Source organism: Microbacterium sp. A20 (genome assembly GCF_004794515.1).
Classification (GTDB): domain Bacteria; phylum Actinomycetota; class Actinomycetes; order Actinomycetales; family Microbacteriaceae; genus Microbacterium.
Genome location: NZ_SSDF01000082.1, coordinates 102,603 through 125,908, shown reverse-complemented (window position 1 = coordinate 125,908; position 23,306 = coordinate 102,603). Strand labels below are relative to the sequence as shown.

Below are 23,306 nucleotides of genomic sequence, written 5' to 3'. Positions count from 1 at the left end.
CAGGGTCCGGGCGACGGTCGCAGCCGCCGCCCGGACCCTATGGCGTGGATCAGCGCAGGAGCTGGAGAACGCCCTGGTTGGACTGGTTCGCCTGGGCCAGCATGGCCGTGCCCGCCTGCGACAGGATGTTCGCCGAGGTGAACTTGACCATCTCGGACGCCATGTCGGTGTCGCGGATACGGCTCTCGGCGGCGGACAGGTTCTCTGCCGACACGTTGAGGCTGTTGATGGTCGACTCGAAGCGGTTCTGCAGCGCACCGTAGCCGGCACGTGCGGTCGAGACCGCCTGGATCTGCGTGTCGATGCCCGCGAGCGCGGTGCCGTACGTCGCTGCGTCCGTCATCGTGGCCGCGAGCGTCTTGATGTCGGCACCGAGGGTGTCGAAGTCGGTCAGGGCGACCGAGATCTGGTCCTCTGCGGCGACCGCACCCGCACCGACCTGGAACGTCAGCGTCGTGCCGCCCGAGAGCAGCTTGATGCCGTTGAAGTTCGTGCTGTCGGCGACACGGGTGAGCTCGTCACCCAGGGTGTTGATCTCCTTCTGGATCGCCTCGCGCGACTTCGCGTTGTTCGAGTCGTTCGCGCCCTGAGCGGTCAGGTCGCGCACGCGCTGCAGGATCGAGTGGACCTCGGTCAGGGCGCCTTCCGCGGTCTGGATGACCGAGATGCCGTCCTGGGCGTTGCGGGCCGCGACGTTCAGGCCGTTGACCTGCGAGCGCAGGCCCTCGGAGATCGCGAGGCCGGCGGCGTCGTCCGCTGCACGGTTGATCCGCAGGCCGCTCGACAGCTTCTCGAGCGACTTCGACAGGTCGTTCTGCGTGTTGGACAGGTTGCGGTAGGCGTTGAGCGCCGACACGTTGGTGTTGATCTGCATACCCATAAGGGTTCTCCTCCGTGAATTTCGTTGTGCGGGAGACCATCCGTGGTCTCCCGCACACACCTATCGGCGGAGGGAGCGTGGGCGTTAGCCGAGCGGGTCGAGGCTCTGCGACCTCCCGGCGCTGGAGGCGGAGAGGCCGGTGCGGAACCCTTCCCGCCAGCTCGGGTACCGGGGCGTCCACCCGAGTTCGGCTTTCGCTTTCGCGTTGGAGGAGCCGCGGGCGGTCGTCATCCACGCGACGCCGAAGTCTCCGATGAGGAAACGCGCGAGCCAGGCCGGCACGCGCATCGGGCGCTTCCTGCCCACGATGCTCGCGAGAACGGGCAGCCACTCGGCGACCGGGGCGGGCTCGTCGTCGACGATGTTGTAGACGCCCGCGTCACCCTGCGTGATCGCCGCCACCGTCGCCGCGACGGCGTCGTCGATGTGGCAGAACGACCAGACTCCGGCGCCCGAGCCGACGATGGGCACCTGGCCCTTCTGCACCGACATGAGCATCTCCCCGCCCTCGCCGAGCGACTGCCCTGGCCCGTAGAAGTTGCCGAACCGCAGCGCGAGCCCGCCCGCTTCCACCGCGGCATGCTCGGCATGGGCGATCGCGGCGAGCGTGTTGCGCGCCGTCGGTACCGGGTTCGGGTCGAGGGGGTCGGCCTCGGTCTTCACGGCCGCCCCGGTGTGTTCGTTGGGCCACCCGGTGTAGCCCTGCACCACGATGCGGCCGGTCCCGGCCTCCTTCGCGGCCGCGATCAGCGCGTCGGTGCCGAGCGTGCGCAGCCGGTTGGTGACGGCGAAGGTCTCGTCCAGCCGCTTGAGGTCGAAGCTGCCCGACAGCGCGGTGAGCTGGTGCACGAGCACGTCGGGCTTCGCGTCGAGCACCGCACGGCGGATGGATGCAGGGTCGGTGCCGTCCATGATCACCCCGCGGCCGCCCGCCGCGGCGATCCGCGCCGCGCCCGCTTCGCTGTGCGCCGTCCCTGTGACCTCGTGTCCCGCCGCGACCAGCAGCGGAACCAGCCTCGAGCCGACGGCTCCCGAACCTCCTGCGATGAAGATCTTCATGATGCGTCCTTTCTCTCTCCTCACCCCCTTCGACGAACGACGATGCCGTGGTGTGACAGCCGACGCGAAAGTCGTGTGAAAAGCTGTGCGGATGGTCGATCTCGTCGTCGAGGCCTCTCGGCTCCGCCCCCTCATGTTCTCCATCGCGTACCGCATGCTCGGCAGCGTGAGCGAGGCGGAGGATGTCGTGCAGACCGGGCTCCTGCGCATGCACGAGCGCGTTCAGGGCGGCGTCGCGATCGATCGCGTCGACGCCTTCGCGTCCACTGTCGCGACCCGGCTCTCCATCGACGTGCTCCGCTCGGCGCGTCATACCCGTGAGACATACGTCGGCCCCTGGCTGCCGGAGCCGTTGCTCGCCGACGACGCCGACCCGGCGCACCGCATCGAGCACGACGAGACGTTGTCGTTCGCCGTGCTCACGTTGCTCGAGCGGCTCGGTCCCGTCGAGCGTGCCGTGTTCGTGCTGCACGAGGCACTGGGCTACGACTACGGCGAGATCGCAGAGATGGTCGATCGCGACCCGGCGGCGTGCCGCCAGATCATGCATCGAGCGAAGCAGCGAGTGGCTGCGGGCGACGTACGGTTCCCCGTGGATTCCTCGCATGCGGCTCGGCTCGCCAGCGATTTCCTCGGGGCGCTCCGCGGCGGCGACGTCGACGGCGTCATGCGGCTCCTCGCCGCCGACGTGGTGATGACGGCCGACGGCGGCGGCAACGCGCCCGCGATCCAGCAGCCGGTGTCGGGCGACCTGGCGGTGGCCCGGTTCCTCGTCGGCCTCATGCGGCGCGGCGAGGCGCTCGGCGTCCAGGTCGAGCCGACGATCGCGAACGGCGAGCAGACGCTGCTCTTCCGTGGTCGTGATGGAGCTCTGCTCTCGGTGCTCGCCCTGCACGTCGACAACGGCGCGGTGCGTTCCCTCGCAAACCAGTTGAACCCCGACAAGCTCGGACACCTCGGGCCGGTCGGCGACCTCTTCGCCCTGCTGCGCGACGGCGTCGCGGGCGTGAGTTGAGGCGAGACTCAGCGCACCGGGTCGAGGAAAGTCAGTTGTTGTCCCTCGAGATCAGGCGGGAGCCGATTCGCGGAAGACTCCGGCGATCCGCGCGCTGGCGGCGTCGGCGATCCGCGTGAAGTACGCATCGCGCGCGCTCGCCGACACCCGTGTGGTCGTGGCGGGGGCTGCCCCCTCGGCGAAGTACCGGTCCAGGGCGTCGCGCAGCAGGCGGATGGCTTCCGACCGCTGCTGCGATACGGCGGAATGCGTCACGCCGAGCTCCTCGGCGATCTCCTTCACGGGGCGTTCTTCGAAGTAGACGCTCTGGACGATCCGGCGCATGCGCTCGGGCAGCGCGGCTACGGCCTGCTCCAGCACCTCGCGCCGTTCGCCGACCAGCGCCGATTCCTCGGGCAGCAGGACCTCGGTCGCCACATCGCGTGCGGCGGGATCTTCCAGTGTGGTGACGGTGCGGGCGGCATCGCCGAGGGCTTCGAGGACGACATCCTTCGCGACACCCATGGCCGTGGCGACCTCGGCGGCTGTCGCCGTCCTGCCGAGACCGGCGGTGAGGGTTTCGCGGACGGCGACCGTCTCTTTGATGCGCTTGCGGATGCCGCGGGATGCCCAGTCCATGGAACGCATCTCGTCGGCGAACGCACCGAGGATGCGGCGGCGTGCATAGGCGCCGAAGGGCACGCCCAGAGCCGGGTCGAAGGCGTCGGCGGCGGTCACGAGCGCGAGCGCTCCGACCGACGCCAGCTCGTCACGGGGGATATGAGTGGCTCGAGCGTGCGTTTCGGATGCGAGGTAGCCGACCAGGGGGAGGTTGCTCTCGATGAGGAGATTGCGCTCAGCGCGCGACGACATGGGGGATGATCCACCTCTCTGGATTCACTCCGGAAGCTCCAAGGAGATGAGTAGATGCACATATCACACTTGTCGCGATCTGTACATGGGGAGAACTACCCACCGCCGTTCCACATAGTAACCTTAGGGGCGCGGCAGCCGATAGTGACCTTTGGCCGCGTTAACAGGCGTGGCGATCACTGGGGAAAAGGGGATCATGGGAGCCAACGAACTATCGATACAGCTGTGGCGAGAGCGTGAACTGCTCGAGATGCTGCTCTTCAAACTAGACGAACAGCAGCTGCTGCTCGCCGCCGGACGATCCCAGTGGATCCAGTTTGCCGCCCGCGAGATCGATCAGGTTCTCGATCGCCTGCGTGGTGCAGGACTCGCGCGCACCGTCGAGGTCGCCGCGGTCGCCGAAGAGTGGGGGGCTCCAGAGGGCGCGACGATCCGAGAACTGGTCGCGCATGCGCCGGAGGGAGCCTGGCAGGAGGTGTTCGCAGACCACATGCGGGCGCTGACCAGACTCGCCGCCGAGGTCGAGCAGCTGCGCGACGCCAACACGGAGCAGCTCAGCGGAGTGCTCCGCGCCACTCAGGAGACGCTCGCCGCGCTGGGGCACGAGACGGGCGAATACACGACGAACGGTGACCGCGCACGCGACGACGCAGCGCGCATCATCGACACCGAGATGTGACCGGAAGGGGATCATGTCGACCTTCAGTGGATTGAACACCGCAGCCAGCGGACTCGCGGCCGCGCGACGCGGTATGGATGTGGTCGGGCAGAACATCGCCAACCAGAAGACAGAGGGGTACACCCGTCAGCGGGTGCAGACCTCTGCGGTCGCCGCCATCGCCCAGTCGGGCCGATTCAGCGTCGGCGCCCTCCCCGGGCACGGCGTCTCGATCGACGGCGTGGCCCGGCTCGGTGATGCGCTGCTCGATGCTCGTGTCCGCGACTCGCTCGCCGCATCGGGCTTCTGGTCCACGCGCGCGGTGGCCGCGACCACGATCGAGGCTTCGCTCGCCGAGCCCACCGAGAAGGGACTGGCGGCCCGGCTGTCGAAGTTCTGGTCCGGATGGCAGGACCTCGCGAACACGCCGGACTCCGGCGCGGCGGCGTCCACCATCCTCGAATCCGCGAAGGAGCTCGCCTCCCACATCGCCGGCGGCTACCGCACCGTGGCTTCGCAGTGGAACGATGCGCGCGCGACGGCCGAGCGCACCGTGACCCAGGTGAACGCGGCTGCGGACCAGATCGCCGTGCTCAACGGCGAGATCCGCGACGCCCTCGCCTCCGGCCGCTCGGCGAACGAGCTCATGGACCAGCGCAGCGTCCTCGCGCAGAACGTCGCCCGGATGTCCGGGGCGGCGGCCACGATCGAGAGCGACGGGTCGATGACCCTCCGCGTCGGCGGCAACGCGCTGGTCTCGGGGTCCGATTCCCGACACCTCGCGCTCACCGGTCCGGCCTCGATCGACGCGGGTCAGCGCTTCACCGTCTCGTGGGAGTCCGCCCCCGACCTCCCGGCTTCGATCGACGGCGGCGAGCTCGGTGGTTCGCTCGCCGTGCTCGCACCGGCAGCGGACGGCGGGATGCTCGCTCAGCTCGCCTCGACCTACGACGCGGTGGCGACGGCACTGGCCGGTGCGCTGAACGCGCAGCACCGCGCGGGTGTCACCTCGTCCGGCCAGCCGGGCGGAGACTTCTTCACCCTCCCGACGACCGGTTCGGCCGCGCTCGGACTGCGGGTCGCCGTGACGAGTCCGTCTGAGCTGGCGCTCGCCGCACCGGGCGCCGGTGCGCTGGATGCGACGAATGCCGATCTGATCTCGCAGATCGGGCGGAGCGCCACCTCGCCCGACGCGCTCTGGTCCGATCACGTCACGCGCTTCGGGGTGGCGACGGCCGCCGACGTGCAGCGGGCGAAGGTCTCCGATTCGGCGGCGGTCGCCGCGGTCGGGGCGCAGCAGTCCGTGGCCGCCGTCGACGGCGACGAGGAGACCATCAGTCTGCTCACCTACCAGACCGCTTACCAGGCCGCAGCCCGCGTGATGACGGCGGTGGATGAGGCGCTCGACGTCCTCATCAACCGCACGGGCCTCGTCGGACGCTGATAAAGGAGCATCGTGATCTCTCGAGTGACATCGTCATCCATGACGCAGACGGCGATGCGCCAGCTGCAGTCGAACCTCACGGAGCTGGCACGTCTGCAGGAGCAGGCGACGTCGCAGCGCGCCTTCGCCACTCCGTCCGAAGACCCGGCAGCCGCGGCAGCCGCCCTCGCCCTGCACGCCGAGCAGCGCCGCAACGACCAGTACGCGCGCAACATCGACGACGGGCTCGCGTGGGTCACGGCGGCGGATGTCGCGATCACCGCGAGCACCTCGCTGCTGAGCCGGGTCCGCGACCTCACCTCCCAGGGTGCGAACGACGGTGCACTGGACGCGACCGCCAAGGAGGCCCTGGCCGTCGAGCTCGAGGGCATCCGCAAGGAGCTCCTCACGCAGGCGAACACCCGGCTGCTCGGCCGTTCGGTGTTCGCGGGTACCTCCGACACGGCGGCGTTCGCCGCGGACTACTCGTACAGCGGCGTGGCAGGGTCCGAGGTCAGCCGTCGCGTCTCCGACGCGGCATCCGTCCGGGTCGACACCGACGGCGCCGCGGTGTTCGGCACCGGTGACGACTCGGTGTTCGCGCTGGTCGACAAGATCGTCGCCGACCTGCGCTCCGGAACGAACGTCGGTCCGCGCCTCGCGGAGATCGACGACCGACGCACGGCCATGCTCGGGGTGCAGGGTTCCGTCGGAACCCGCCAGTCTCAGATCGAACGCGCCAAGGAGGCGGCAGTGCAGAATTCCGTGTCCCTCGAATCCCGCCGCACGGCGGTCGAGGACGTCGATTCGATCGAGGTGCTGGTGCGTCTGCAGGCGCAGGAGCTCGTGTACCGCTCCGCGCTCGCCGTCAACGCCCGCGTGCTGCAGCCCTCGCTGATGGACTTCCTGCGATGACCGCCGCACTCAGCTTCCTGACGCCCCCTCCGGGGCTCGCTCCGCACGTCGACTTCGCTCTCGCGCCGGTCGACGGTGCTGACGGTCTGTTCTCGATGCGGGCCGTGGACGACGTGGACCTGCGGCTGTACCTGGTCGACCCCCGGACCGTGCTCGGCGAGTACGCGCCGATCCTCTCCGACGAGCAGGCCGAGAGCCTGGCGCTCGGCTCGGCCGATGATGCGCTGGTCCTCGTGGTAGCCCACCCCTCCGCAGAAGGCGTGAGCGTGAACCTGATGGCTCCCGTGATCGTCAATCGCAGCACAGGAGCCGCGTCGCAGGTGATCCTCGAGGATCAGGACTACCCGCTCCGCGCTCCGCTGGGCTGAGGCGGCGGCAGCGGGCGGCCCGGGCCGCTCTCACAGCGCATGCACGGCTACCCTGGAGACGTGATCCTTGCCGTCGACACCTCCCTGGGTACTGCTGTGGCCCTCATCGATGCCGACGGGGCGCGACGCGCCGAGGCGGCAGCCGTCGACCCGCTGGGCCATGCCGAGGTGATCGGCGACCTGCTCGTCGAGGCGCTCGCCGATGCCGGTCCCGGTGAGGTGACGCATGTCGTCGCGGGCATGGGCCCCGGCCCCTTCACCGGTCTCCGCATCGGCATCGCCGCGGCCCGCGCCTTCGCGCTCGGACGCGACATCCCGGTCGTCCCGGTTCCCAGCCACCTGGCTGCCGCGCTCACCGCGCTCGAGACCGAGACACAGCCGTTCGCGATCGTCACCGACGCCCGCCGTCGCGAGGTCGCGATCACGGTCTTCGACGGGCTGGATGCCGATGGGATCCCGCACGTGGTCGCCGAGACCGTCCTCGTGCGGGCGGCGGACGCCGACGCCCACCTCGAGGGTGTTCGCCGCGTCGACGTCGCGACGCTGTCGGCGGTGGACCTGGCGCGCGTCGGAGCACGCGCCCTCGCCGCCGGCCGAGTGCTCACGGGCGACGAGCCGCTGTACATGCGCCACCCCGACGTGACGGTGCCCGGCGCGCCGAAGAAGGTCGGCTCATGACCCTCCGCGACGCCACCGTGGACGACCTCGACGCGATCATGACGATCGAGGAGCGGTCCTTCCCGACCGACGCGTGGAGCCGCGAGACGATGGCCGCCGAACTCGCGAGCGTCCACGGCCGCTACCTGGTCGACGAGCACGACGACGCGATCATCGGCTACGGCGGAGTGCGCGCCCTGCGTGGCAGTGCCGACGCCGACATCCAGACCATCGCGCTCCTCGCCGAGCACCGGGGGCAGGGCCGGGGCCGCGCGCTCCTGCGTGCCCTCCTCGCCGCCGCAGCGGAGCGGGGCGCCCGTGAGGTGTTCCTCGAGGTCAGGGCCGACAACCCCGCCGCAGAGGGGCTGTACCTCGCGGAGGGCTTCGAAGAGATCGGCCGCCGTCCCCGCTACTATCAGCCGGACGACGTGGACGCGATCGTGATGCGTCTGGAACTGCGCCGACACCCGGCGTCGCACGACACTTCCGAGGAGGCGAAGGCATGAGCGAGCCGCTGGTCCTCGGCATCGAGACGAGCTGCGACGAGACGGGCATCGGCATCGTCCGCGGGCGCACCCTGCTCTCGAACACCATCGCGTCGAGCATGGACGAGCACGCCCGCTACGGCGGCGTCGTGCCCGAAGTCGCCGCTCGAGCCCACCTCGAGGCACTGCAGCCCGCGATCGATGCGGCGCTCGCCGAGGCGGGGGTGCGTCTCGACGACCTCGATGCCGTCGCCGTCACGAGCGGTCCCGGTCTCGCCGGCGCCCTGATGGTCGGAGTGGGAGCGGCGAAGGGCCTGGCCGTCTCGATCGACAAGCCGCTGTACGCCGTCAACCATCTCGTGGGACACATCGCCGCCGACATCCTCACGGCCGATTCCGCGCCGCTCGAGTACCCGACCATCGCGCTGCTGGTCTCCGGCGGCCACACGTCCCTGCTGCACGTCCGCGACCTCACCACCGACGTCGAACTGCTCGGGGAGACGATGGACGACGCTGCTGGCGAAGCCTTCGACAAGGTCGCCCGCCTGCTGTCGCTGCCGTACCCCGGCGGCCCGGAGATCGACCGAGCGGCGGCCGACGGAGACCCGGATGCGATCCGGTTCCCGCGGGGTCTCTCCCGCGCATCGGATCTGGCGAAGCATCGGTACGACTTCTCGTTCTCGGGGCTGAAGACCGCCGTCGCGCGGTGGGTCGAGCGCTGCGAAGCCGACGGGGTCGAGGTGCCGGTGGCCGATGTGGCCGCGAGTTTCCGCGAGGCGGTCGTCGACGTGCTGGTGACCAAGGCGCTCGCGGCCTGCGCCGATCTGGGGGTGCCGCGCCTGCTCCTGGGCGGCGGGGTGATCGCGAACCGTCGGCTGCGTGAGGTCGCGCTCCGACGTGCCGCCGAGGCGGGTGTCACGGTGAGGATCCCGCCGTTGTCGCTGTGCACCGACAACGGCGCGATGATCGCCGCGCTGGCCGCCGAGCTGATCTCTTCGGGCCGCCGACCGTCGACACTGGCGTTCGGGGCGGACTCGACCCTCCCGGTCACCGAGATCCAGATCGCCGAGGCGGTGCCCGCATGAGCGATGTCTCGGGCTCGCCCGACGCGAAGACTCCCCAGGCGCCGCGGGCGCGCGTCGAACGCGCCAGTCACGAGGTCGAGCAGCATCCCGGAGCAGCGCCTCGGCTGCCGGGCGCCCGGCGCGACGGCTACACGAAACTCCCCACCGGGCCCGTCGGCATCGAGCCGGTGGTGGTGAGCGGGCCCGATATCGATGCCCCGGGCGAGGCGGAGTGGGAGCCGACGACCGGTGCCATCCCCGTCGACGACACCCGGCTCGCACCCTGGGCACTGCTCGCCGCGATCGTCGCCCTCGGGGCGTCGTTCTTCGTCGGCTGGGGGATCCCCGTCGCAGTTGTGGCGGTGATCGCGGCGATCATGTCGCTGCGTCGTCCGCTCGAGAGTCGCGCGATCGCGATGTGGGCGCTCGTGCTCGGGCTCTGCGCGACGGTGTACAGCCTGGGCTGGTTGGTCTGGGCCGGCATGCAGTTCGAGAAGCTCGGCTGAGCGGATGCTCGAGCCGGAGGAGTCGGAGGAGCTGCGCTCCCTGCAGGCACGGGCGTACGGGCGCGATTCCTCGCTGACGGCGGCCGAAGCCGAACGTCTTCGGGAGCTGGAGGACCGTCGACTCGCACCGGCAGCCGGGGCCGGACCGGACGCCGAGCACGCCGTGTCCGACCAGCGCAAGTCGGATGAGGCACCGGCCGATGACGACGCCGATGTCTCCGTCGGCGAGGGTGAGGCGGAGGATGCGGCTGTGGCGGCGTCCGCCGATGCAGCGAGCGATGACGCGGTCGATGCAACCGCATCCGCATCGTCGTCCTGGCGCTCCCTGTTCTCCCTGCTGCGCACGCGCTGGCGGCCGGTCGCCCTCGCAGCCGTCGTGGTGCTCGCGATCGGGGTGGGTGTCGGCTGGCTCGCGTTCGGCCGGTCCGGAGCCGCGGCGGTGGAGCTGACCGCCGAGCAGCAGACATGGCAGAACGAGCTCGTCGCGGCCGGTGTGTACGACCCCGGCTCGATCCGCGCGCTCGGCGTCCAAGAGGACGTGGTCATCTGGACGGCGACGAAGGATGCGAAGGAGCGCACCTGCCTGATCCTGGGCACGGGTGAGGCGACGGTTCCGTCGTGCGACCGTACCGAGGTTCTCGCCGAGACCGGGATCTACGGTTCGATCTCGGTCAAGGGCGATGGAGCTCTGCAGCGAGAGGTCAGTGCGCAGCTGCTGTTCACCGCGTCGGGCGAACCCGCAGTCGCGGTGAGCGCCTACGATTTCGACCCGACCGACAGCGGCATCACCTACGCGAACGAGGCCGAATCGGAGACAGCGGCTCGACTCGCCGAGAACGGGTTCCAGGCCGGTTCGCTCTGGGTGGTCGGCTACGACGGCGACGTGCCCATCTGGACGGCGGTGCAGATCGAGTCGCAGAATCAGTGCCTCATCTACGACGGATCGACCGATGAGGCTCCGGTCGCCTGCGCCGACCCGCAGACCATGCAGGAGCAGGCCTCGAGTCTCGTGCTCAACGTCGTCGACGCCGAGACGGGTGGCGTGACGAACTTCGAGATGAGGTCGAATCAGGGGCCCGGGTATCTGGTGATCACCCGGGAGGGAGGCACCTCCGGTGCCGGGGGCGACTGACACCGCGGAGCTCCGGGCGCTGCAACGGAAGGCCTATGGGCGAGGCGGACAGCCGACGGAGGCGGAATCCGAGCGCCTGCGCGCGCTCGAGGGCGGGGGCACCGCGCAGCCGACCGCGGATGTGGCGGACGCTCCCGACCCGAGACAGCCCCACGGCGTGCCGGAGGCGAAGGCGGAGGAGGCGGAGGAGGCGCAGTCGCAGACGCAGGATGCGCAGGAGACGCGGTCGCACACGCGGGATGCGCAGGAGACGCAGGAGACGCCGGCCCGTGGCGTCACGCGCCGGCGGGCCATCGTGGCGCTGATCGCCGCGACCGCCGCTGTCCTCGCCATCGGGGTCGGCATCGGCGGGGCGCTCTTCGCGCCGCGAGACGCGAGCATCCCGCTGACGCCGGAGCAGCAGCAGCGCCGCGGAGAGCTGGCGACCGAGGCGTTCGACCCCGGTTCCCTCCGTGCGGTCGCGCAGAACGCCGGCGCACTGGTCTGGTACGCGACGCAGGATGGCGGATCCGTGGCCTGCCTGATCCTCGATGTCGATGAGTTGTCGCAGACGAACTGTCTCGCCGTGGAGGAGACGGAGCGCGGACTGTCGGCGGCTCTGTCGCTGCCCTCCGAAGCTTCGGGCGAGGTGGCAACCTCCGACACCGTCTACGCCACGATGCTGATGTCGACGTCGGGGGAGCCGCTGGTCGCCATCCAGCGGTGGGGTGGGGTGGATTCGCTCACGGCCCAGTTCCCCGAAGAGGTGCGCGACCGCGCCGAGTCGCTGTTCACGGATGGCTTCGAACTCGGTCTCTCGCTCGTCGGGACGTTCCGCAGCGCGCCGGTGTGGCTGGCGGATCGGCTCTCGGATGCGGGAGTGACGGAGCGATGCCTGATCGTGGATGCCGCCGGTCCCGTGGTGTGCAAGGGTGTCGACACCGCGGTCGCGGAGGGGCTCGGCATGGAGCTCGTATCGGTCGACCAGGCGACGGGCGGCACAGAAGCGGTCACAGCGCTCGACCTGCGGTTCACGAGCCAGCACACGCCGTATCTGACGGTCTCGGTCGAGGCCGAGGAACTCGAGGCCGAGGAGCTCGAGGCCGTGGACGACCCCTACATGATTCAGGTGTCGCCGGGTGAGCAGATCGAGATCCCGGACCCGGGCGACGACGGCTGACCGCGTCCGAGCGCGGTGGCGGTCAGCTTGCGGCAGGAACCCGATCGGCGAGGATCGCCCGCCGCTGATCGCCGATGCGCGCGAGGATCAGCGTGGCCTCCTTATCGCCGCGCAGCACGAGCTTCTTCCGGAACGTCGCAGGGTCGACGTCGACGCCGCGCTTCTTGATCTCGATGCGACCGATGCCGTGCGCCTTGAGAGCGGCGCTGATGGCCTTGGGGTTGGCGGGCAGGGTCTCGCGCACGCGGAACGACTGCACGAACGGGCTCGTCAGGGCGGCATCCGAGGTGAGGTAGGCGATGTGCTCGTCGAGCATCCCGGCATTGAGGCTCCGGGCGACATCGCCGATCAGGCGGGCACGGATCACGGCGCCGTCGGGCTCATGCAGGAAGGCGCCGAGCTCGCGCACCGGTTCGTCGGCGACGTCGGCCGGTGCGGTCATCTCGTGCGAGCGGTCGCCCCGGATCACGAGTGCTGAGCGCCGCACGCCGTCTCGGGCGAGGGCGCCGCTCCATACGACCAGCTCGACGACGCTGCCGTCGGCGCTCACCCACTGCGCCTCGGCGTCGGCGGGAAGCGCGTCGCGGTCGTGCGCAGGGCCGAGCTTGATGCCCGTCGGCACGCGCGCGGCGACGTCGAACGCCCAGTCCAGCGAGGGGGAGTAGTCGTCGGCGGACACGCGACGGGTCTCGCTGTGCCCGGAGGTGCGCCGCGCGGGGTCCATCCAGGTCGCGCGCCCGGCCTCCGAGTCGTCGAAGGCGTCCTCCGCCGTGCTGTGCCGCACCACCGCACCCTCTCCGAAGGGCGCGAGGTTGTAGGCCGCGATGGCGGCGGTGACCTCGTCGGCATCGACGGCGAGCACATCGAGCCCGGCTCCGGCGAACGCGAGCGCGTCGCCGCCGATCCCGCACCCGAGGTCGGCCACGGCCGTGAAACCCGCGCTGCGGATCCGCTGTGCATGTCGTGCGGCCACCCCGAGCCGTGTCGCCTGCTCGAGCCCGGCTCTGGTGAAGAGCATCCGCGCGGCGAAGGGGCCGAACTTCGCCGACGCCTTGGATCGCAGGTGCGCCTGGCCGACGACCGCCGAGACCAGCTCGGGGGAGTGACCGGCGGCGCGCAGCCGCGACACGGCGCGCGCGACGTCGGCCGTCGACTCGACGGCCCCGACCGCATCGAGCAGTTCGAGACCGGCGGGGGTCAGCAGGGCACGCAGCTCGGACATCTCCACGCCCTCAGCCTAATTCCCGCCCGTGCCCGTGAATCGCGGCGGGCGTTGGCACTCGCATTGCATGAGTGCCAGCCCAGCGCATAGACTGGATTAGCACTCTCGGGTTGAGAGTGCGAACAAGTCTTTCGTGTCAGTGTCAAGAAAGAAGAGGTAGACCGTGTCGGTTTCCATCAAGCCGCTCGAAGACCGCATCGTCATCCAGCAGGTCGAGGCCGAGCAGACCACCGCGAGTGGCCTGGTCATCCCCGACACCGCCAAGGAGAAGCCCCAGGAGGGCGAGGTCGTGGCTGTCGGCCCCGGCCGCATCGACGACAACGGCAACCGCGTTCCGATCGACGTCGCCGTCGGCGACCGTGTCCTGTACAGCAAGTACGGCGGCACCGAGGTGAAGTTCGGCGCAGACGAGTACCTCGTCCTGTCCGCTCGCGACGTCCTGGCGGTCGTCGTCCGCTGATCTGCTGAACCCGGTTCCGTCCCTCTCGAAGAGGGCGGGCCAGGTCCCAAAAGGGGCTCGGATGCGTGTGCATCCGAGCCCCTTCTGCATCCCGCCATCGGGCATCCGATTCCTGCCGATCTCCGCGGGGCGGCCGACCGGCGCACTCCGCGCCTCCACCGCGGGAATAGGGTTGTGCGGTGACCCCCGAGACGACCCGCGCCACTCAGACCGCCGGAGTCGCGTACGCCGGATCCGCCTACCTCCTCTGGGGCGTGCTCCCGCTCTACTTCCTCCTCCTCGTCCCGACCGGTCCGTGGGAGGTCGTCGCGTGGCGGGTGCTGCTGTCATTCGTCTTCTGCCTCCTGCTGCTCACGGTCACGCGCGGCTGGGCGCCGTTCGGTGTGATCCTGCGGCAGCCGAAGCTGCTGGGGTGGACCGCGCTCGCCGGTCTGCTGATCTACGTCAACTGGCAGGTGTTCCTCATCGGAACCCTCAGCGACAACGTGGTGGAGACGAGTCTGGGCTACTTCATCAATCCGATCACCACGGTGCTGCTGGGCGTCTTCGTGTTGAAGGAACGCATCCGGAAGCTGCAGTGGGCCGCGATCGCCATCGCCGCGATCGCGGTCGTCGTGATCATCGTGGCCTACCGCGCGTTCCCGTGGATCGCCCTCTCGCTGACCGCGTCGTTCGGGGTATATGGGCTCATCAAGAAGAAGATCGGTCCGGCGGTGGACGCCGTCAGCGGTCTGACCCTCGAGTCGTTCTGGCTGATCCCGATCGCCGTCGTGCAGCTCATCGTGGTCGCCTCGACCCCCGCAGGCCTCACGATGGGCGGGAACGGATGGGCCCACGCGGTGCTGCTGGCATTCGCCGGCGTCGCGACGGCGGTCCCTCTGCTGCTGTTCGCGGCGGGCACCCGGAGGATCAACCTCACGGTGATCGGGATGATCCAGTTCATCACCCCGGTGATGCAGTTCGTGATCGGTGTCGCGGTCCTGCACGAGCCCATGCCGCCCGAGCGCTGGGCCGGGTTCATCATCGTCTGGATCGCGATCGGCGTCTTCGTCGTCGACCTGCTGATCGCCGCCCGCCGAGGGCGCAGGATCGCGCAGCCCGAACTGGTGTGAACCCGCGGTTCTCCGGCCCGGAAACCCGGTGTCGGATCGTTAACGCACCGAAATACTTGCACCCCCTGTGCGCGGGCCCCACGCCCTAGTGTTAGAGCACCCGCCCGTGGTCACAATCCACGTTCAGTTACGCAAGGGAGCATCATGAACGCATTGAAGGGTTCGCGCACCGCGAAGGTCTTCGCCGGGATCGCTTTGATCAGCGCATCCGCCATCGTCATCGCCGGCTGCAGCAGCACGCCGAACGCCGAGCCGAGCGAAGGCGGTGAGAAGCCGGCCGTCGATCTGACGCTCAAGCTCGGCTCGCTGCTTCCCGCGACCGGTTCGCTCGCGTTCCTCGGTGCACCGATGGAGGCCGGCGTCCAGCTGGCCGTCAACGAGATCAACGAGGCCGACGCCGGTGTGACCATCGACCTCACCACCGCCGACGAGGGCGACCTCGACAACAAGGCGTACGAGACGTCGATCACCAACCTCCAGAACGAGGGCATCACCGCGATGGTCGGCGCCGCATCGTCGAGCGTCACCAAGCTCATCCTCGACGGCAACGCCGGAGCGGGGATCCTCACCGTCTCGCCGTCGAACACCTCGCCGGACTTCTCGGGCATCAACCCGCTGTACTTCCGCACGGCACCGAGCGACAACCTGCAGGGTGAGGTCCTCGGCAACCAGATCGCCGAAGACGGTCACAAGACCCTCGGCATCATCTACCAGAACGACCCCTACGGCACGGGCCTGTTCGAAGCCATCAAGTCGACGTTCGAGGGCACCGGTGGCGAGGTCGTCGCCGATGCATCCTTCAACCAGGGCGACGGCCAGTTCAACGCTCAGGTCTCCGAGATCGCGGCTGCCAAGCCCGACGCGGTCGCCGTCGTCTCGTACGACCAGTTCGCGACCATCGCGCCGCTGCTCGGCAACGCGGGCGTCGACACGGGCTCGCTGTACCTCGTCGACGGCAACCTGAAGGACTGGGGCACTGACGTCTCGGTCAACCTCGAGGGCTCGAAGGGTACCCGCGCCGGCGCCGAGCTGCCGCAGGACTTCCTCGACCAGCTCAACGAGGTCTGGACCGCCGACGGCAACGACCCCATCGACGCCGTGACCTACTCGGCCGAGGCGTACGACGCCGTCATCCTCATGGCGCTGTCGGCTCTGGCCGCCGGCTCCGTCGAGGGTGCTGACATGGCCGAGCAGATGGCCACCGTGTCCGGCGGCGGCGACGAGGGCGAGAAGTGCACCACGTACGCCGAGTGCGCCGACATCATCAACGGCGGCGGCACGGCGGACTACGACGGCCTCTCCGGTGAGATCACGTTCGACGAGAACAACGACCCGAAGGGCGCCGCCATCGGCGTCTACGAGTTCGGCGCCGACAACACCACGACGCGCCTCAAGTAAGCGCGTAGACGAGGCCCCGGATGCTCGGCATCCGGGGCCTTCGTGTCCCCGGCTCGTTCCCGGCTCGTCCCCGGCTCGTTCCCGGCTCGTCCCCGGCTCGTCCCGGCTCGTCCCCGGCTCGTCCCGGCTCGTCCCGTCCCGGTCCCCGGCCGATTCCTCGTCCCCGGCTCGTCCTCGGCTCGTTCCGTCCCGCCCGCGTCCGGTTCCCCGTCCCCGTCCATGTCCCCGGTTCATCCGTCGGGAGTTTGTACGGATGTCGGGAGAAACGCCGGGCGAGTACCCGACGGATGCGCGAACTCCCGACGGATGCGCGCGAGGGCGCCCGACGGATGCTCACGCGAGGGCGCCCGACGGATGCTCACGCATCGGGGGACACACACAGAACGGGGGGATGCCGCGCGGCATCCCCCCGTGTGACGCGCTCAGGCGGCGTCGGTGCCGAGTGTGCCGAGGTACAGACCGATGACCTTGGGGTCGTTCAGCAGTTCACGCCCCGAGCCCTCATAGGCGTCCTTGCCCTGATCGAGCACGTAGCCGCGGTCGCAGATCTGGAGGCAGCGCCGCGCGTTCTGCTCGACCATGATCGTCGTCACGCCCGCCTTGTTGATGTCGGAGACGCGGATGAACGCATCATCCTGACGCACGGGGGAGAGGCCGGCGGAGGGCTCGTCGAGCAGTAGAACAGATGGGTCCATCATCAGCGCCCGCGACATGGCGACCATCTGCCGCTCGCCGCCCGAGAGTGAACCTGCGCGCTGCTTGAGGCGCTTGCCCAGCTCGCCGAAGATGCTGCTGACGAACTCCAGGCGCTCGGCGAAGATCTTGGGGTTCTGGTACAGCCCCATCTCCAGGTTCTCCTGGATCGTGAGCGACGGGAACACGTTGTTCGTCTGCGGCACGAAGGCCACGCCACGGCGCACGAGCTTGTCGGCCTTGAGCCCGACGATGCTCTCGCCCTTCACCGTGACGTCGCCCGAGCGGATCTCGACCATGCCGAAGATCGCCTTGAGCAGCGTCGACTTGCCGGCGCCGTTCGGACCGATGATGCCGATCAGCTCGCCCTTGTGGGCCACGAGGTTGGCGCCGTTGAGGATGTTCACCCCGGGCAGGTACCCGGCATGCACATCGGTCAGCTCGACGATGACGTCGTCGTTCTTGATCTCATTGCGCTCGGCGGGTGCGGGCGCCGGAGTGGGCGCGGATGCGTCGGTCATGCCTTCTCCTCCTCGACGTCTTCGGCCTCGACCTCAGCCTCGACCTCAGCCTCGACCTCGGTCTCGATCTGCTCCCGGATGCGGATCGCGTCCTCCTCCGAGATCACGGGGAGGCGGCCGGTGACGGCCCCGAGATCGACGTCCTGGTGCGCGCCCAGGTAGGCGTCGACCACGGCCGGATCCTCCATGACCTGGTCGGGCGGACCCTCGGCCACCACGCGGCCCTCGGCCATCACGACCACCCAGTCGGCGATGTGCCGGACCATGTGCATGTCGTGCTCGACGAACAGCACCGTCATCCCCAGGTCCTTGAGGTCGAGGATGTGCTCCAGCAGCGACTGCGTGAGCGCGGGGTTCACGCCGGCCATGGGCTCGTCGAGCATCACCAGGGTCGGGTCGCTCATGAGGGCGCGGGCCATCTCGAGCAGCTTGCGCTGACCGCCCGAGAGCGATGCGGCGAAGTCCTGCTCCTTGGCGTCGAGTTTGAAGCGGGTGAGCAGCTCGTGCGCACGCGCCTCGATCTCCTGATCCTGCTTGCGCCAGAGGAAGGGGAACAGCCCCGCCCAGAAGCCCTCGCCGCGCTGATCCTTCGCACCGAGCTTCATGTTCTCGAGCACGGTGAGCAGCGACAGGGACTTGGTCAGCTGGAAGGTGCGGACCTGTCCCATCCGCGCGACCTTGAACGAGGGGATGCCCGACAGGTTGGTGCCGTCGAACGACCAGGTGCCGCTGTTCGGCTTGTCGAAGCCGCACAGCAGGTTGAACAGGGTCGTCTTGCCGGCGCCGTTCGGGCCGATCAGCGCGGTGATCGCGCCGCGCGGGATCTCCAGGTGATCGACGTCGACCGCGGTGAGACCGCCGAAGCGGCGCTCGACGGCATCGACGACGAGGATCGGGTCGACCTTCTTGACGCCCGGCGCTGCGGGTCCAGCGGCGAGCCCCTGGGTCTTCGCGCGGGGCGTGCTCTTCGCGGATGTGACAGCCGCGTCGTCATTACTTGACAAAGGTCATCTCCCTCTTGTTTCCGAGGATGCCCTGCGGGCGGAAAATGACGATCAGCATCAGCACGATGCCGATCACGATGTACCGCACGACGTCGGCCTGTGCGCCGGACATCGGCAGGTATCCGGCGTTCGCCATCGCGGGGAGGAGTGCGCCGAGGAAGGCGAACACCACCCAGAACAGCACCGCGCCGAGCGTCGGTCCGAGCACGGTGGCCGCGCCGCCGAGCAGGAGGATCGTCCACAGGAAGAACGTCAGCGACGTGGAGTAGCTGCCGGGGATCACCGCCGACGGCAGGATGAAGACGATGCCGCCGACGGCGCCGATCACACCACCGACCACGAGTGCCTGCATCTTGTACGCGAAGACGTTCTTGCCGAGCGAGCGCACCGCATCCTCGTCTTCGCGGATGCCCTTGAGCACGCGGCCCCACGGGCTGCGCATGAGCGCCCACACCACGAGCACGGCGATGACGAGCGCGATCAGTCCGACCACGCGCACCCACAGGTCAGTGGCGTTGTACGTCCACGGGCCGAAGCCGTAGGTTCCCGGCGGGAACGGGTTCGAGTCACGGAAGCTCTGGTGGTACCCGGAGAGTCCACCGGCGGAGTTCGTCCAGTCCTTGAAGAGCTCGGTCACGAACATGAGCCGCACCACCTCGGCGGCGGCGATCGTCGCGATGGCGAGATAGTCGGCGCGCAGGCGCAGGGTCGGGATACCGAGGATGAGCGCGAATGCCGCTCCGCCCAGCATGCCGACGAGGACGCCGGCCCACCACGGGAACCCGAAGGTCAGGATCGAGATCGCGTAGCCGTAGCCGCCGATGGCCATGAATGCGGCCATACCGAAGTTGAGCAGGCCGGTGTAGCCGAAGTGCACGGCGAGGCCGGTGGCCGCCAGGGCGTAGGCGATCGTCGTCGGGCTGAAGAGATAGGAGGCGGTGTTGCCGAAGATGCTTCCGAAGTCCATGCGTCAGCCCAACCTTTCCTTGCGTCCGAGGATGCCTTGCGGCCGCACCAGCAGAATGATGATCAGGGCGACGAGTGCCGTGGCGTACTTGAGATCCGACGGCACGCCCAGCAGGGTCGACACCTCGACGGCGAGCCCGACGATGATCGAGCCGATCAGGGCGCCGATCGCCGATCCGAGGCCGCCGAGCGTGATCGCGCAGAACATCAGCAGCAGCATCTGCATGCCCATGTCCCACTTCACGCCGGGGCGGAAGTACGCCCACAGGATGCCGGAGATCGCGGCGAGCGCCCCCGCGAGGATCCACACCGTGCGGATGACCTTGTCGACGTCGATGCCGGATGCCGCGGCCAGTTGCGGGTTGTCCGAGATCGCTCGGGTCGCCTTTCCGGTGCGGGTCCTGGTGAGGAAGAACGCGACACCGAGGATCACGATGATGCTGGTCGCCATCGCGATCATGTCGATGTACGACAGCGAGATGGGTCCGAGGCGGATGGGCTCGGGGCTCGCGCCCGGCAGCTGATAGGTGTTGCCGCCGATGAAGTACTGCATGCCGTATCGGAGGGCGAGGGAGAGGCCGATGCTCACGATCATGAGCTGGACCACACCGAGACCTTTTCGACGCAGGGGCTTCCAGATCCCGGCATCCAGCGCCCACCCGAGCGCGGCTCCGCCGATGACGGCGGCGATGATGCCGAGCCAGAGGGGGAGGTTCCAGAAGGTCGTGCACAGCAGCGCGACCACGGCACCCCACGTGACCATCTCGCCGTGGGCGAAGTTGGAGAGGCGAGTGGTGCCGTAGATGAGCGCGGCACCCATCGACGCGAGTCCGAGGAGGAGCCCGAAGTTCAAGCCGCCGACGATGCGTGACAGGAGCTGATCGAGGAACGACACGGTGACCCGCTCGCCCGCTCCGAGGAAGAAGTTGACGATCTTGGTGCCCGTGAGGCCGAATTCGAGCTCGAACGACGCGGTGGTCCCCGATACGGGCTGGATGCCCTCGGGGAGCTGGGTCGCGTCGACGATGACACCCTTCGGCAGCGTGGATTCGTCCACCGTGAGGGTGTACGTCTCCATCTCCGGCACATAGAGGCGCCATTTGCCTTCGGCGTCGGTCTCGGTCTCGGCTTCGAAGCCGTTGCCCTCGATGGACATGACGACGCCTTCTACCGGTTCATCCGCGTTGGTGACGACACCGGCGAAGTAGAAGTCCGTGACCTCCTGCCCGTCGTCCGTCGTCTCGGCCGACGCCGATGAGGGGGGCAGGAAAAGGAACGCCATGAGCGCCATGAGGATACCGAGGCAGATGACGGCCCAGGGGCGCCTTCGCTGCACGGCGATTGTTGTGGGTCCCACGCAACCTCCACTGTGAGTGCTGTCACTGCGGCATCGGGTATGAACCGCAGGGATGGACGACGCATTTGAGCGTAGTGTGCGATCTGCGAATCACCTACCGTCGGGTCCAACGGTCCGGTAACGGCCGGCTCCGGGAATGTTCTCGGGCGCGTCGCGCTTAGAATCTTCATACGGGCCGCGGCCCCGCAAAGGCCGACGTCGACCGCCCCCCTCGCACTCGGACATGCGCGACTCGCGCAGAAGGAGAATCCATGGAACAGCACGATCCCTTCGGCTTCGTCGGACTGACGTACGACGACGTGCTGCTCCTGCCGGGGCACACCGACGTCATCCCCAGCGAGGCGGATACCTCGTCGCGGATCACCCGCCGGATCTCGGTCGCCACCCCGCTGCTGTCGAGCGCGATGGACACGGTCACCGAGTCCCGCATGGCGATCGCGATGGCGCGCGAGGGCGGCATCGGCATCCTGCACCGCAACCTCTCCATCGCCGACCAGGCCGCGCACGTCGACCGCGTCAAGCGCAGCGAGTCCGGCATGATCACCGACCCGATCACGACGACGCAGGACGCGACCGTCGAAGAGGTCGACAACCTGTGCGCGAAGTACCGCATCTCGGGACTGCCGGTGGTCGACGACGACGGCAAGCTCGTCGGCATCATCACGAACCGCGACATGCGCTTCGTCTCGGGCTTCGAGCGTCAGAGCACCTTCGTGAAAGACGTCATGACGAGCGAGAACCTCGTCACCGCCCCCGTCGGGGTGGCCGCCGGGGAGGTCATCGCGCTCTTCGCGAAGCACCGCGTCGAGAAGCTGCCGCTCATCGATGAAGACGGCAAGCTCGCGGGCCTCATCACCATCAAGGACTTCGACAAGAGCGAGAAGTACCCCCTCGCCACCAAGGACGACCAGGGTCGTCTGCGCGTCGGTGCCGCGATCGGCTTCTTCGGAGACGCGTGGGAGCGTGCCGAGGCTCTGCGCGACGCCGGCGTCGACGTGCTCGTCGTCGACACCGCCAACGGGCAGTCCCAGGGTGTCATCGACCTCGTCCGCCGCCTGAAGGCCGACGCGTCGTTCGAGCACATCGACATCGTCGGCGGCAACGTCGCCACGCGTGAGGGTGCCCAGGCTCTGGTCGACGCGGGCGTCGATGCCGTCAAGGTCGGCGTGGGTCCCGGCTCCATCTGCACGACGCGCGTCGTCGCGGGTGTGGGCGTGCCGCAGGTCACCGCCGTCTACGAGGCCTCTCTGGCGGCTCGCCCGGCCGGCGTGCCGGTGATCGCCGACGGTGGGCTGCAGTACTCCGGCGACATCGCCAAGGCGCTCGTCGCCGGTGCCGATGCGGTCATGCTCGGATCGCTCCTGGCCGGAACCGACGAGTCCCCGGGCGAGATCGTCTTCCAGTCCGGCAAGCAGTTCAAGCAGTACCGCGGCATGGGCTCGCTGGGCGCGATGCAGACGCGTGGCAAGCAGACCTCGTACTCCAAGGACCGCTACTTCCAGGCCGACGTCCCCAGCGACGACAAGCTGATCCCCGAGGGCATCGAGGGGCAGGTCCCCTATCGCGGCCCGCTCGCCGCCGTGGCCTACCAGCTGGTCGGCGGACTCCGTCAGTCGATGTTCTACGTCGGAGCCCGCACGATCGAAGAGCTCAAGACGCGCGGCAAGTTCGTGCGCATCACCTCTGCGGGACTCAAGGAGTCGCACCCGCACGACGTGCAGATCGTCGTCGAGGCGCCGAACTACAAGAAGTAGTCGTCAGACAGCGAGAGGGGCCGGATGCTGTGGGCATCCGGCCCCTCTCGCTGTGTGTCGTCGGTGCAGGTCAGCCGCATCGGTAGGTGATGCCGTCGACCTCCCAGACTCCGGGCCCGAGGTCCGCGCACATGCCGATGAGCGCGGCGAAGGCGGTGAAGAGCACGATCAGGAGGATCACCCAGAAGATCGTGATGAGCGCGCCGACGATGATGCCGGCGATGGCGAGGCCCTTCGGCTGACCGGTCTTGCCGAGCTTCACGGCGGCGACGATGCTGATGATCAGTCCGACCGGTGCCACCACGAACGCGAGCACGAACCCGACGATCGACAGGATCCGCCCCGGAGGCGCGGAGGTGGGTTGCGCGTAGGCCGAGGTGCCGGGCGCCGGATAGTCGGCGGCAGGGGGAGCGGAGTACGTCGCGCCTACGGGGGCCGGGTGGTCGTCTGCGGGGGAGCCGACCCCGGCGCCCGGGACTCCGTCCGGTGCGGTGTTCCAGTCCGGCGTGGGCGCCGAGGGAACATGTTCGGTCGGCGCGGGCGCGGGCGCGGCTGGTGGCGGCGGCGGTGTCTCGGGGACCGAGGAATCGGGGTTGGGCTGTTCGGGGAACGGAGGGTTCGTCATGTTCTGTCCTGTCGACGAGGG

24 protein-coding genes are annotated in these 23,306 nt (G+C 69.0%); 15 read left to right on the top strand and 9 right to left on the bottom strand.

Annotated elements, in window-relative coordinates; translation table 11 throughout:
• Positions 1-49 precede the first annotated feature (49 nt).
• Positions 50-880, bottom strand: a complete 831-nt coding sequence (locus DW298_RS12430) for a flagellin (RefSeq protein WP_136042788.1) — start codon at positions 878-880, stop codon at positions 50-52.
• Between the two features lie 84 nt (positions 881-964).
• Entirely contained in the window at positions 965-1,939 is a 975-nt protein-coding gene (locus tag DW298_RS12425) for an NAD(P)-dependent oxidoreductase (RefSeq protein WP_136042787.1), read from the bottom strand.
• A 91-nt stretch (positions 1,940-2,030) separates the two neighbouring features.
• Between DW298_RS12425 and sigJ the strand changes: the two genes are divergently transcribed.
• Positions 2,031-2,954 carry an RNA polymerase sigma factor SigJ gene (gene sigJ / locus DW298_RS12420; protein ID WP_136042786.1) on the top strand — a complete coding sequence of 308 codons (924 nt, stop codon included), beginning with the start codon at positions 2,031-2,033 and terminating at the stop codon, positions 2,952-2,954.
• A gap of 51 nt (positions 2,955-3,005) precedes the next feature.
• On the opposite strand, the gene DW298_RS12415 is transcribed toward sigJ, so the two are convergent.
• On the bottom strand, positions 3,006-3,806 hold the full coding sequence (locus tag DW298_RS12415; protein WP_136042785.1) for a sigma-70 family RNA polymerase sigma factor: 801 nt from the start codon (positions 3,804-3,806) through the stop codon (positions 3,006-3,008).
• A gap of 196 nt (positions 3,807-4,002) precedes the next feature.
• On the opposite strand from DW298_RS12415, the gene flgN reads away from it, so the two are divergent.
• Genes flgN through DW298_RS12360 form a run of 10 tightly spaced genes read left to right on the top strand, consistent with a single transcriptional unit; the run spans position 4,003 to position 12,173 of the window.
• On the top strand, positions 4,003-4,485 hold the full coding sequence (flgN, locus tag DW298_RS12410; RefSeq protein WP_136042784.1) for a flagellar export chaperone FlgN: 483 nt from the start codon (positions 4,003-4,005) through the stop codon (positions 4,483-4,485).
• A 13-nt stretch (positions 4,486-4,498) separates the two neighbouring features.
• Positions 4,499-5,908: a flagellar hook-associated protein FlgK gene (flgK, locus tag DW298_RS12405; protein ID WP_136042783.1), complete on the top strand. Its 1,410-nt coding sequence runs from the start codon at positions 4,499-4,501 to the stop codon at positions 5,906-5,908.
• Positions 5,909-5,920: 12 nt separating this feature from the next.
• Entirely contained in the window at positions 5,921-6,802 is an 882-nt protein-coding gene (locus DW298_RS12400; protein ID WP_136042782.1) for a flagellin, read from the top strand.
• Positions 6,799-7,170: a flagellar assembly protein FliW gene (locus DW298_RS12395; RefSeq protein ID WP_136042781.1), complete on the top strand. Its 372-nt coding sequence runs from the start codon at positions 6,799-6,801 to the stop codon at positions 7,168-7,170. Before DW298_RS12400 ends, DW298_RS12395 begins: the two co-directional genes overlap by 4 nt.
• Before the next feature lie 60 nt (positions 7,171-7,230).
• Entirely contained in the window at positions 7,231-7,848 is a 618-nt protein-coding gene (gene tsaB / locus DW298_RS12390; RefSeq protein WP_136042780.1) for a tRNA (adenosine(37)-N6)-threonylcarbamoyltransferase complex dimerization subunit type 1 TsaB, read from the top strand.
• On the top strand, positions 7,845-8,333 hold the full coding sequence (gene rimI, locus DW298_RS12385) for a ribosomal protein S18-alanine N-acetyltransferase (RefSeq protein WP_136042779.1): 489 nt from the start codon (positions 7,845-7,847) through the stop codon (positions 8,331-8,333). Before tsaB ends, rimI begins: the two co-directional genes overlap by 4 nt.
• A complete protein-coding gene (gene tsaD, locus DW298_RS12380; protein WP_136042778.1) occupies positions 8,330-9,397 on the top strand; it encodes a tRNA (adenosine(37)-N6)-threonylcarbamoyltransferase complex transferase subunit TsaD in 1,068 nt (355 codons plus the stop codon). Before rimI ends, tsaD begins: the two co-directional genes overlap by 4 nt.
• Entirely contained in the window at positions 9,394-9,882 is a 489-nt protein-coding gene (locus tag DW298_RS12375) for a hypothetical protein (protein ID WP_136042777.1), read from the top strand. Before tsaD ends, DW298_RS12375 begins: the two co-directional genes overlap by 4 nt.
• Positions 9,883-9,886: 4 nt before the next feature.
• On the top strand, positions 9,887-11,014 hold the full coding sequence (locus DW298_RS12370; protein WP_136042776.1) for a hypothetical protein: 1,128 nt from the start codon (positions 9,887-9,889) through the stop codon (positions 11,012-11,014).
• Positions 10,998-12,173: a hypothetical protein gene (locus DW298_RS12360; RefSeq protein ID WP_168429498.1), complete on the top strand. Its 1,176-nt coding sequence runs from the start codon at positions 10,998-11,000 to the stop codon at positions 12,171-12,173. The genes DW298_RS12370 and DW298_RS12360 overlap by 17 nt, the downstream gene beginning before the upstream one ends.
• Before the next feature lie 22 nt (positions 12,174-12,195).
• Here DW298_RS12360 and DW298_RS12355 read toward each other — a convergent pair whose 3' ends face one another.
• The gene (locus DW298_RS12355) at positions 12,196-13,401 is read right to left on the bottom strand and encodes a class I SAM-dependent methyltransferase (protein WP_136042774.1); all 1,206 of its coding nucleotides are present in this window, start codon (positions 13,399-13,401) and stop codon (positions 12,196-12,198) included.
• Positions 13,402-13,558: 157 nt separating this feature from the next.
• Between DW298_RS12355 and groES the strand changes: the two genes are divergently transcribed.
• The 3 genes from groES (at position 13,559) to DW298_RS12340 (ending at position 16,365) form a co-directional block, all read left to right on the top strand.
• On the top strand, positions 13,559-13,855 hold the full coding sequence (gene groES, locus DW298_RS12350) for a co-chaperone GroES (protein WP_028502311.1): 297 nt from the start codon (positions 13,559-13,561) through the stop codon (positions 13,853-13,855).
• Between the two features lie 179 nt (positions 13,856-14,034).
• Positions 14,035-14,967 carry an EamA family transporter RarD gene (gene rarD, locus DW298_RS12345; RefSeq protein WP_136042773.1) on the top strand — a complete coding sequence of 311 codons (933 nt, stop codon included), beginning with the start codon at positions 14,035-14,037 and terminating at the stop codon, positions 14,965-14,967.
• A gap of 144 nt (positions 14,968-15,111) precedes the next feature.
• Positions 15,112-16,365, top strand: a complete 1,254-nt coding sequence (locus DW298_RS12340; RefSeq protein ID WP_136042772.1) for an ABC transporter substrate-binding protein — start codon at positions 15,112-15,114, stop codon at positions 16,363-16,365.
• Positions 16,366-16,787: 422 nt separating this feature from the next.
• On the opposite strand, the gene DW298_RS12335 is transcribed toward DW298_RS12340, so the two are convergent.
• The 4 genes from DW298_RS12335 to DW298_RS12320 form a co-directional block, all read right to left on the bottom strand.
• Entirely contained in the window at positions 16,788-17,579 is a 792-nt protein-coding gene (locus DW298_RS12335) for an ABC transporter ATP-binding protein (RefSeq protein WP_240745119.1), read from the bottom strand.
• Positions 17,576-18,472, bottom strand: a complete 897-nt coding sequence (locus DW298_RS12330) for an ABC transporter ATP-binding protein (protein WP_240745125.1) — start codon at positions 18,470-18,472, stop codon at positions 17,576-17,578. Before DW298_RS12330 ends, DW298_RS12335 begins: the two co-directional genes overlap by 4 nt.
• Before the next feature lie 100 nt (positions 18,473-18,572).
• Complete coding sequence (locus DW298_RS12325) at positions 18,573-19,550, bottom strand: branched-chain amino acid ABC transporter permease (RefSeq protein ID WP_136042770.1); 978 nt, start codon at positions 19,548-19,550, stop codon at positions 18,573-18,575.
• A gap of 3 nt (positions 19,551-19,553) precedes the next feature.
• Positions 19,554-20,840: a branched-chain amino acid ABC transporter permease gene (locus tag DW298_RS12320; protein ID WP_136042866.1), complete on the bottom strand. Its 1,287-nt coding sequence runs from the start codon at positions 20,838-20,840 to the stop codon at positions 19,554-19,556.
• A gap of 317 nt (positions 20,841-21,157) precedes the next feature.
• Here DW298_RS12320 and guaB point away from each other — a divergent pair, with 317 nt between their 5' ends.
• Positions 21,158-22,660 (top strand): IMP dehydrogenase, encoded by a 1,503-nt coding sequence (gene guaB / locus DW298_RS12315; protein ID WP_136042769.1) that lies wholly within the window; start codon positions 21,158-21,160, stop codon positions 22,658-22,660.
• Between the two features lie 70 nt (positions 22,661-22,730).
• Here guaB and DW298_RS12310 read toward each other — a convergent pair whose 3' ends face one another.
• Entirely contained in the window at positions 22,731-23,285 is a 555-nt protein-coding gene (locus DW298_RS12310) for a DUF4190 domain-containing protein (protein WP_136042768.1), read from the bottom strand.
• Between the last annotated feature and the right edge of the window lie 21 nt (positions 23,286-23,306).

Bases quoted from the DNA above. Each gene is read 5' to 3' on its own strand.
- guaB (WP_136042769.1), top strand. From the start codon at position 21,158: ATGGAACAGCACGATCCCTTCGGCTTCGTCGGACTGACGTACGACGAC.
- rimI (WP_136042779.1), top strand. From the start codon at position 7,845: ATGACCCTCCGCGACGCCACCGTGGACGACCTCGACGCGATCATGACG.
- tsaD (WP_136042778.1), top strand. From the start codon at position 8,330: ATGAGCGAGCCGCTGGTCCTCGGCATCGAGACGAGCTGCGACGAGACG.
- sigJ (WP_136042786.1), top strand. From the start codon at position 2,031: ATGGTCGATCTCGTCGTCGAGGCCTCTCGGCTCCGCCCCCTCATGTTC.
- DW298_RS12340 (WP_136042772.1), top strand. From the start codon at position 15,112: ATGAACGCATTGAAGGGTTCGCGCACCGCGAAGGTCTTCGCCGGGATC.
- DW298_RS12335 (WP_240745119.1), bottom strand. From the start codon at position 17,579: ATGACCGACGCATCCGCGCCCACTCCGGCGCCCGCACCCGCCGAGCGC.
- DW298_RS12395 (WP_136042781.1), top strand. From the start codon at position 6,799: ATGACCGCCGCACTCAGCTTCCTGACGCCCCCTCCGGGGCTCGCTCCG.
- DW298_RS12430 (WP_136042788.1), bottom strand. From the start codon at position 880: ATGGGTATGCAGATCAACACCAACGTGTCGGCGCTCAACGCCTACCGC.
- DW298_RS12415 (WP_136042785.1), bottom strand. From the start codon at position 3,806: ATGTCGTCGCGCGCTGAGCGCAATCTCCTCATCGAGAGCAACCTCCCC.
- DW298_RS12320 (WP_136042866.1), bottom strand. From the start codon at position 20,840: ATGGCGCTCATGGCGTTCCTTTTCCTGCCCCCCTCATCGGCGTCGGCC.
- DW298_RS12370 (WP_136042776.1), top strand. From the start codon at position 9,887: ATGCTCGAGCCGGAGGAGTCGGAGGAGCTGCGCTCCCTGCAGGCACGG.
- flgN (WP_136042784.1), top strand. From the start codon at position 4,003: ATGGGAGCCAACGAACTATCGATACAGCTGTGGCGAGAGCGTGAACTG.
- DW298_RS12310 (WP_136042768.1), bottom strand. From the start codon at position 23,285: ATGACGAACCCTCCGTTCCCCGAACAGCCCAACCCCGATTCCTCGGTC.
- flgK (WP_136042783.1), top strand. From the start codon at position 4,499: ATGTCGACCTTCAGTGGATTGAACACCGCAGCCAGCGGACTCGCGGCC.
- DW298_RS12375 (WP_136042777.1), top strand. From the start codon at position 9,394: ATGAGCGATGTCTCGGGCTCGCCCGACGCGAAGACTCCCCAGGCGCCG.
- DW298_RS12425 (WP_136042787.1), bottom strand. From the start codon at position 1,939: ATGAAGATCTTCATCGCAGGAGGTTCGGGAGCCGTCGGCTCGAGGCTG.
- DW298_RS12325 (WP_136042770.1), bottom strand. From the start codon at position 19,550: ATGGACTTCGGAAGCATCTTCGGCAACACCGCCTCCTATCTCTTCAGC.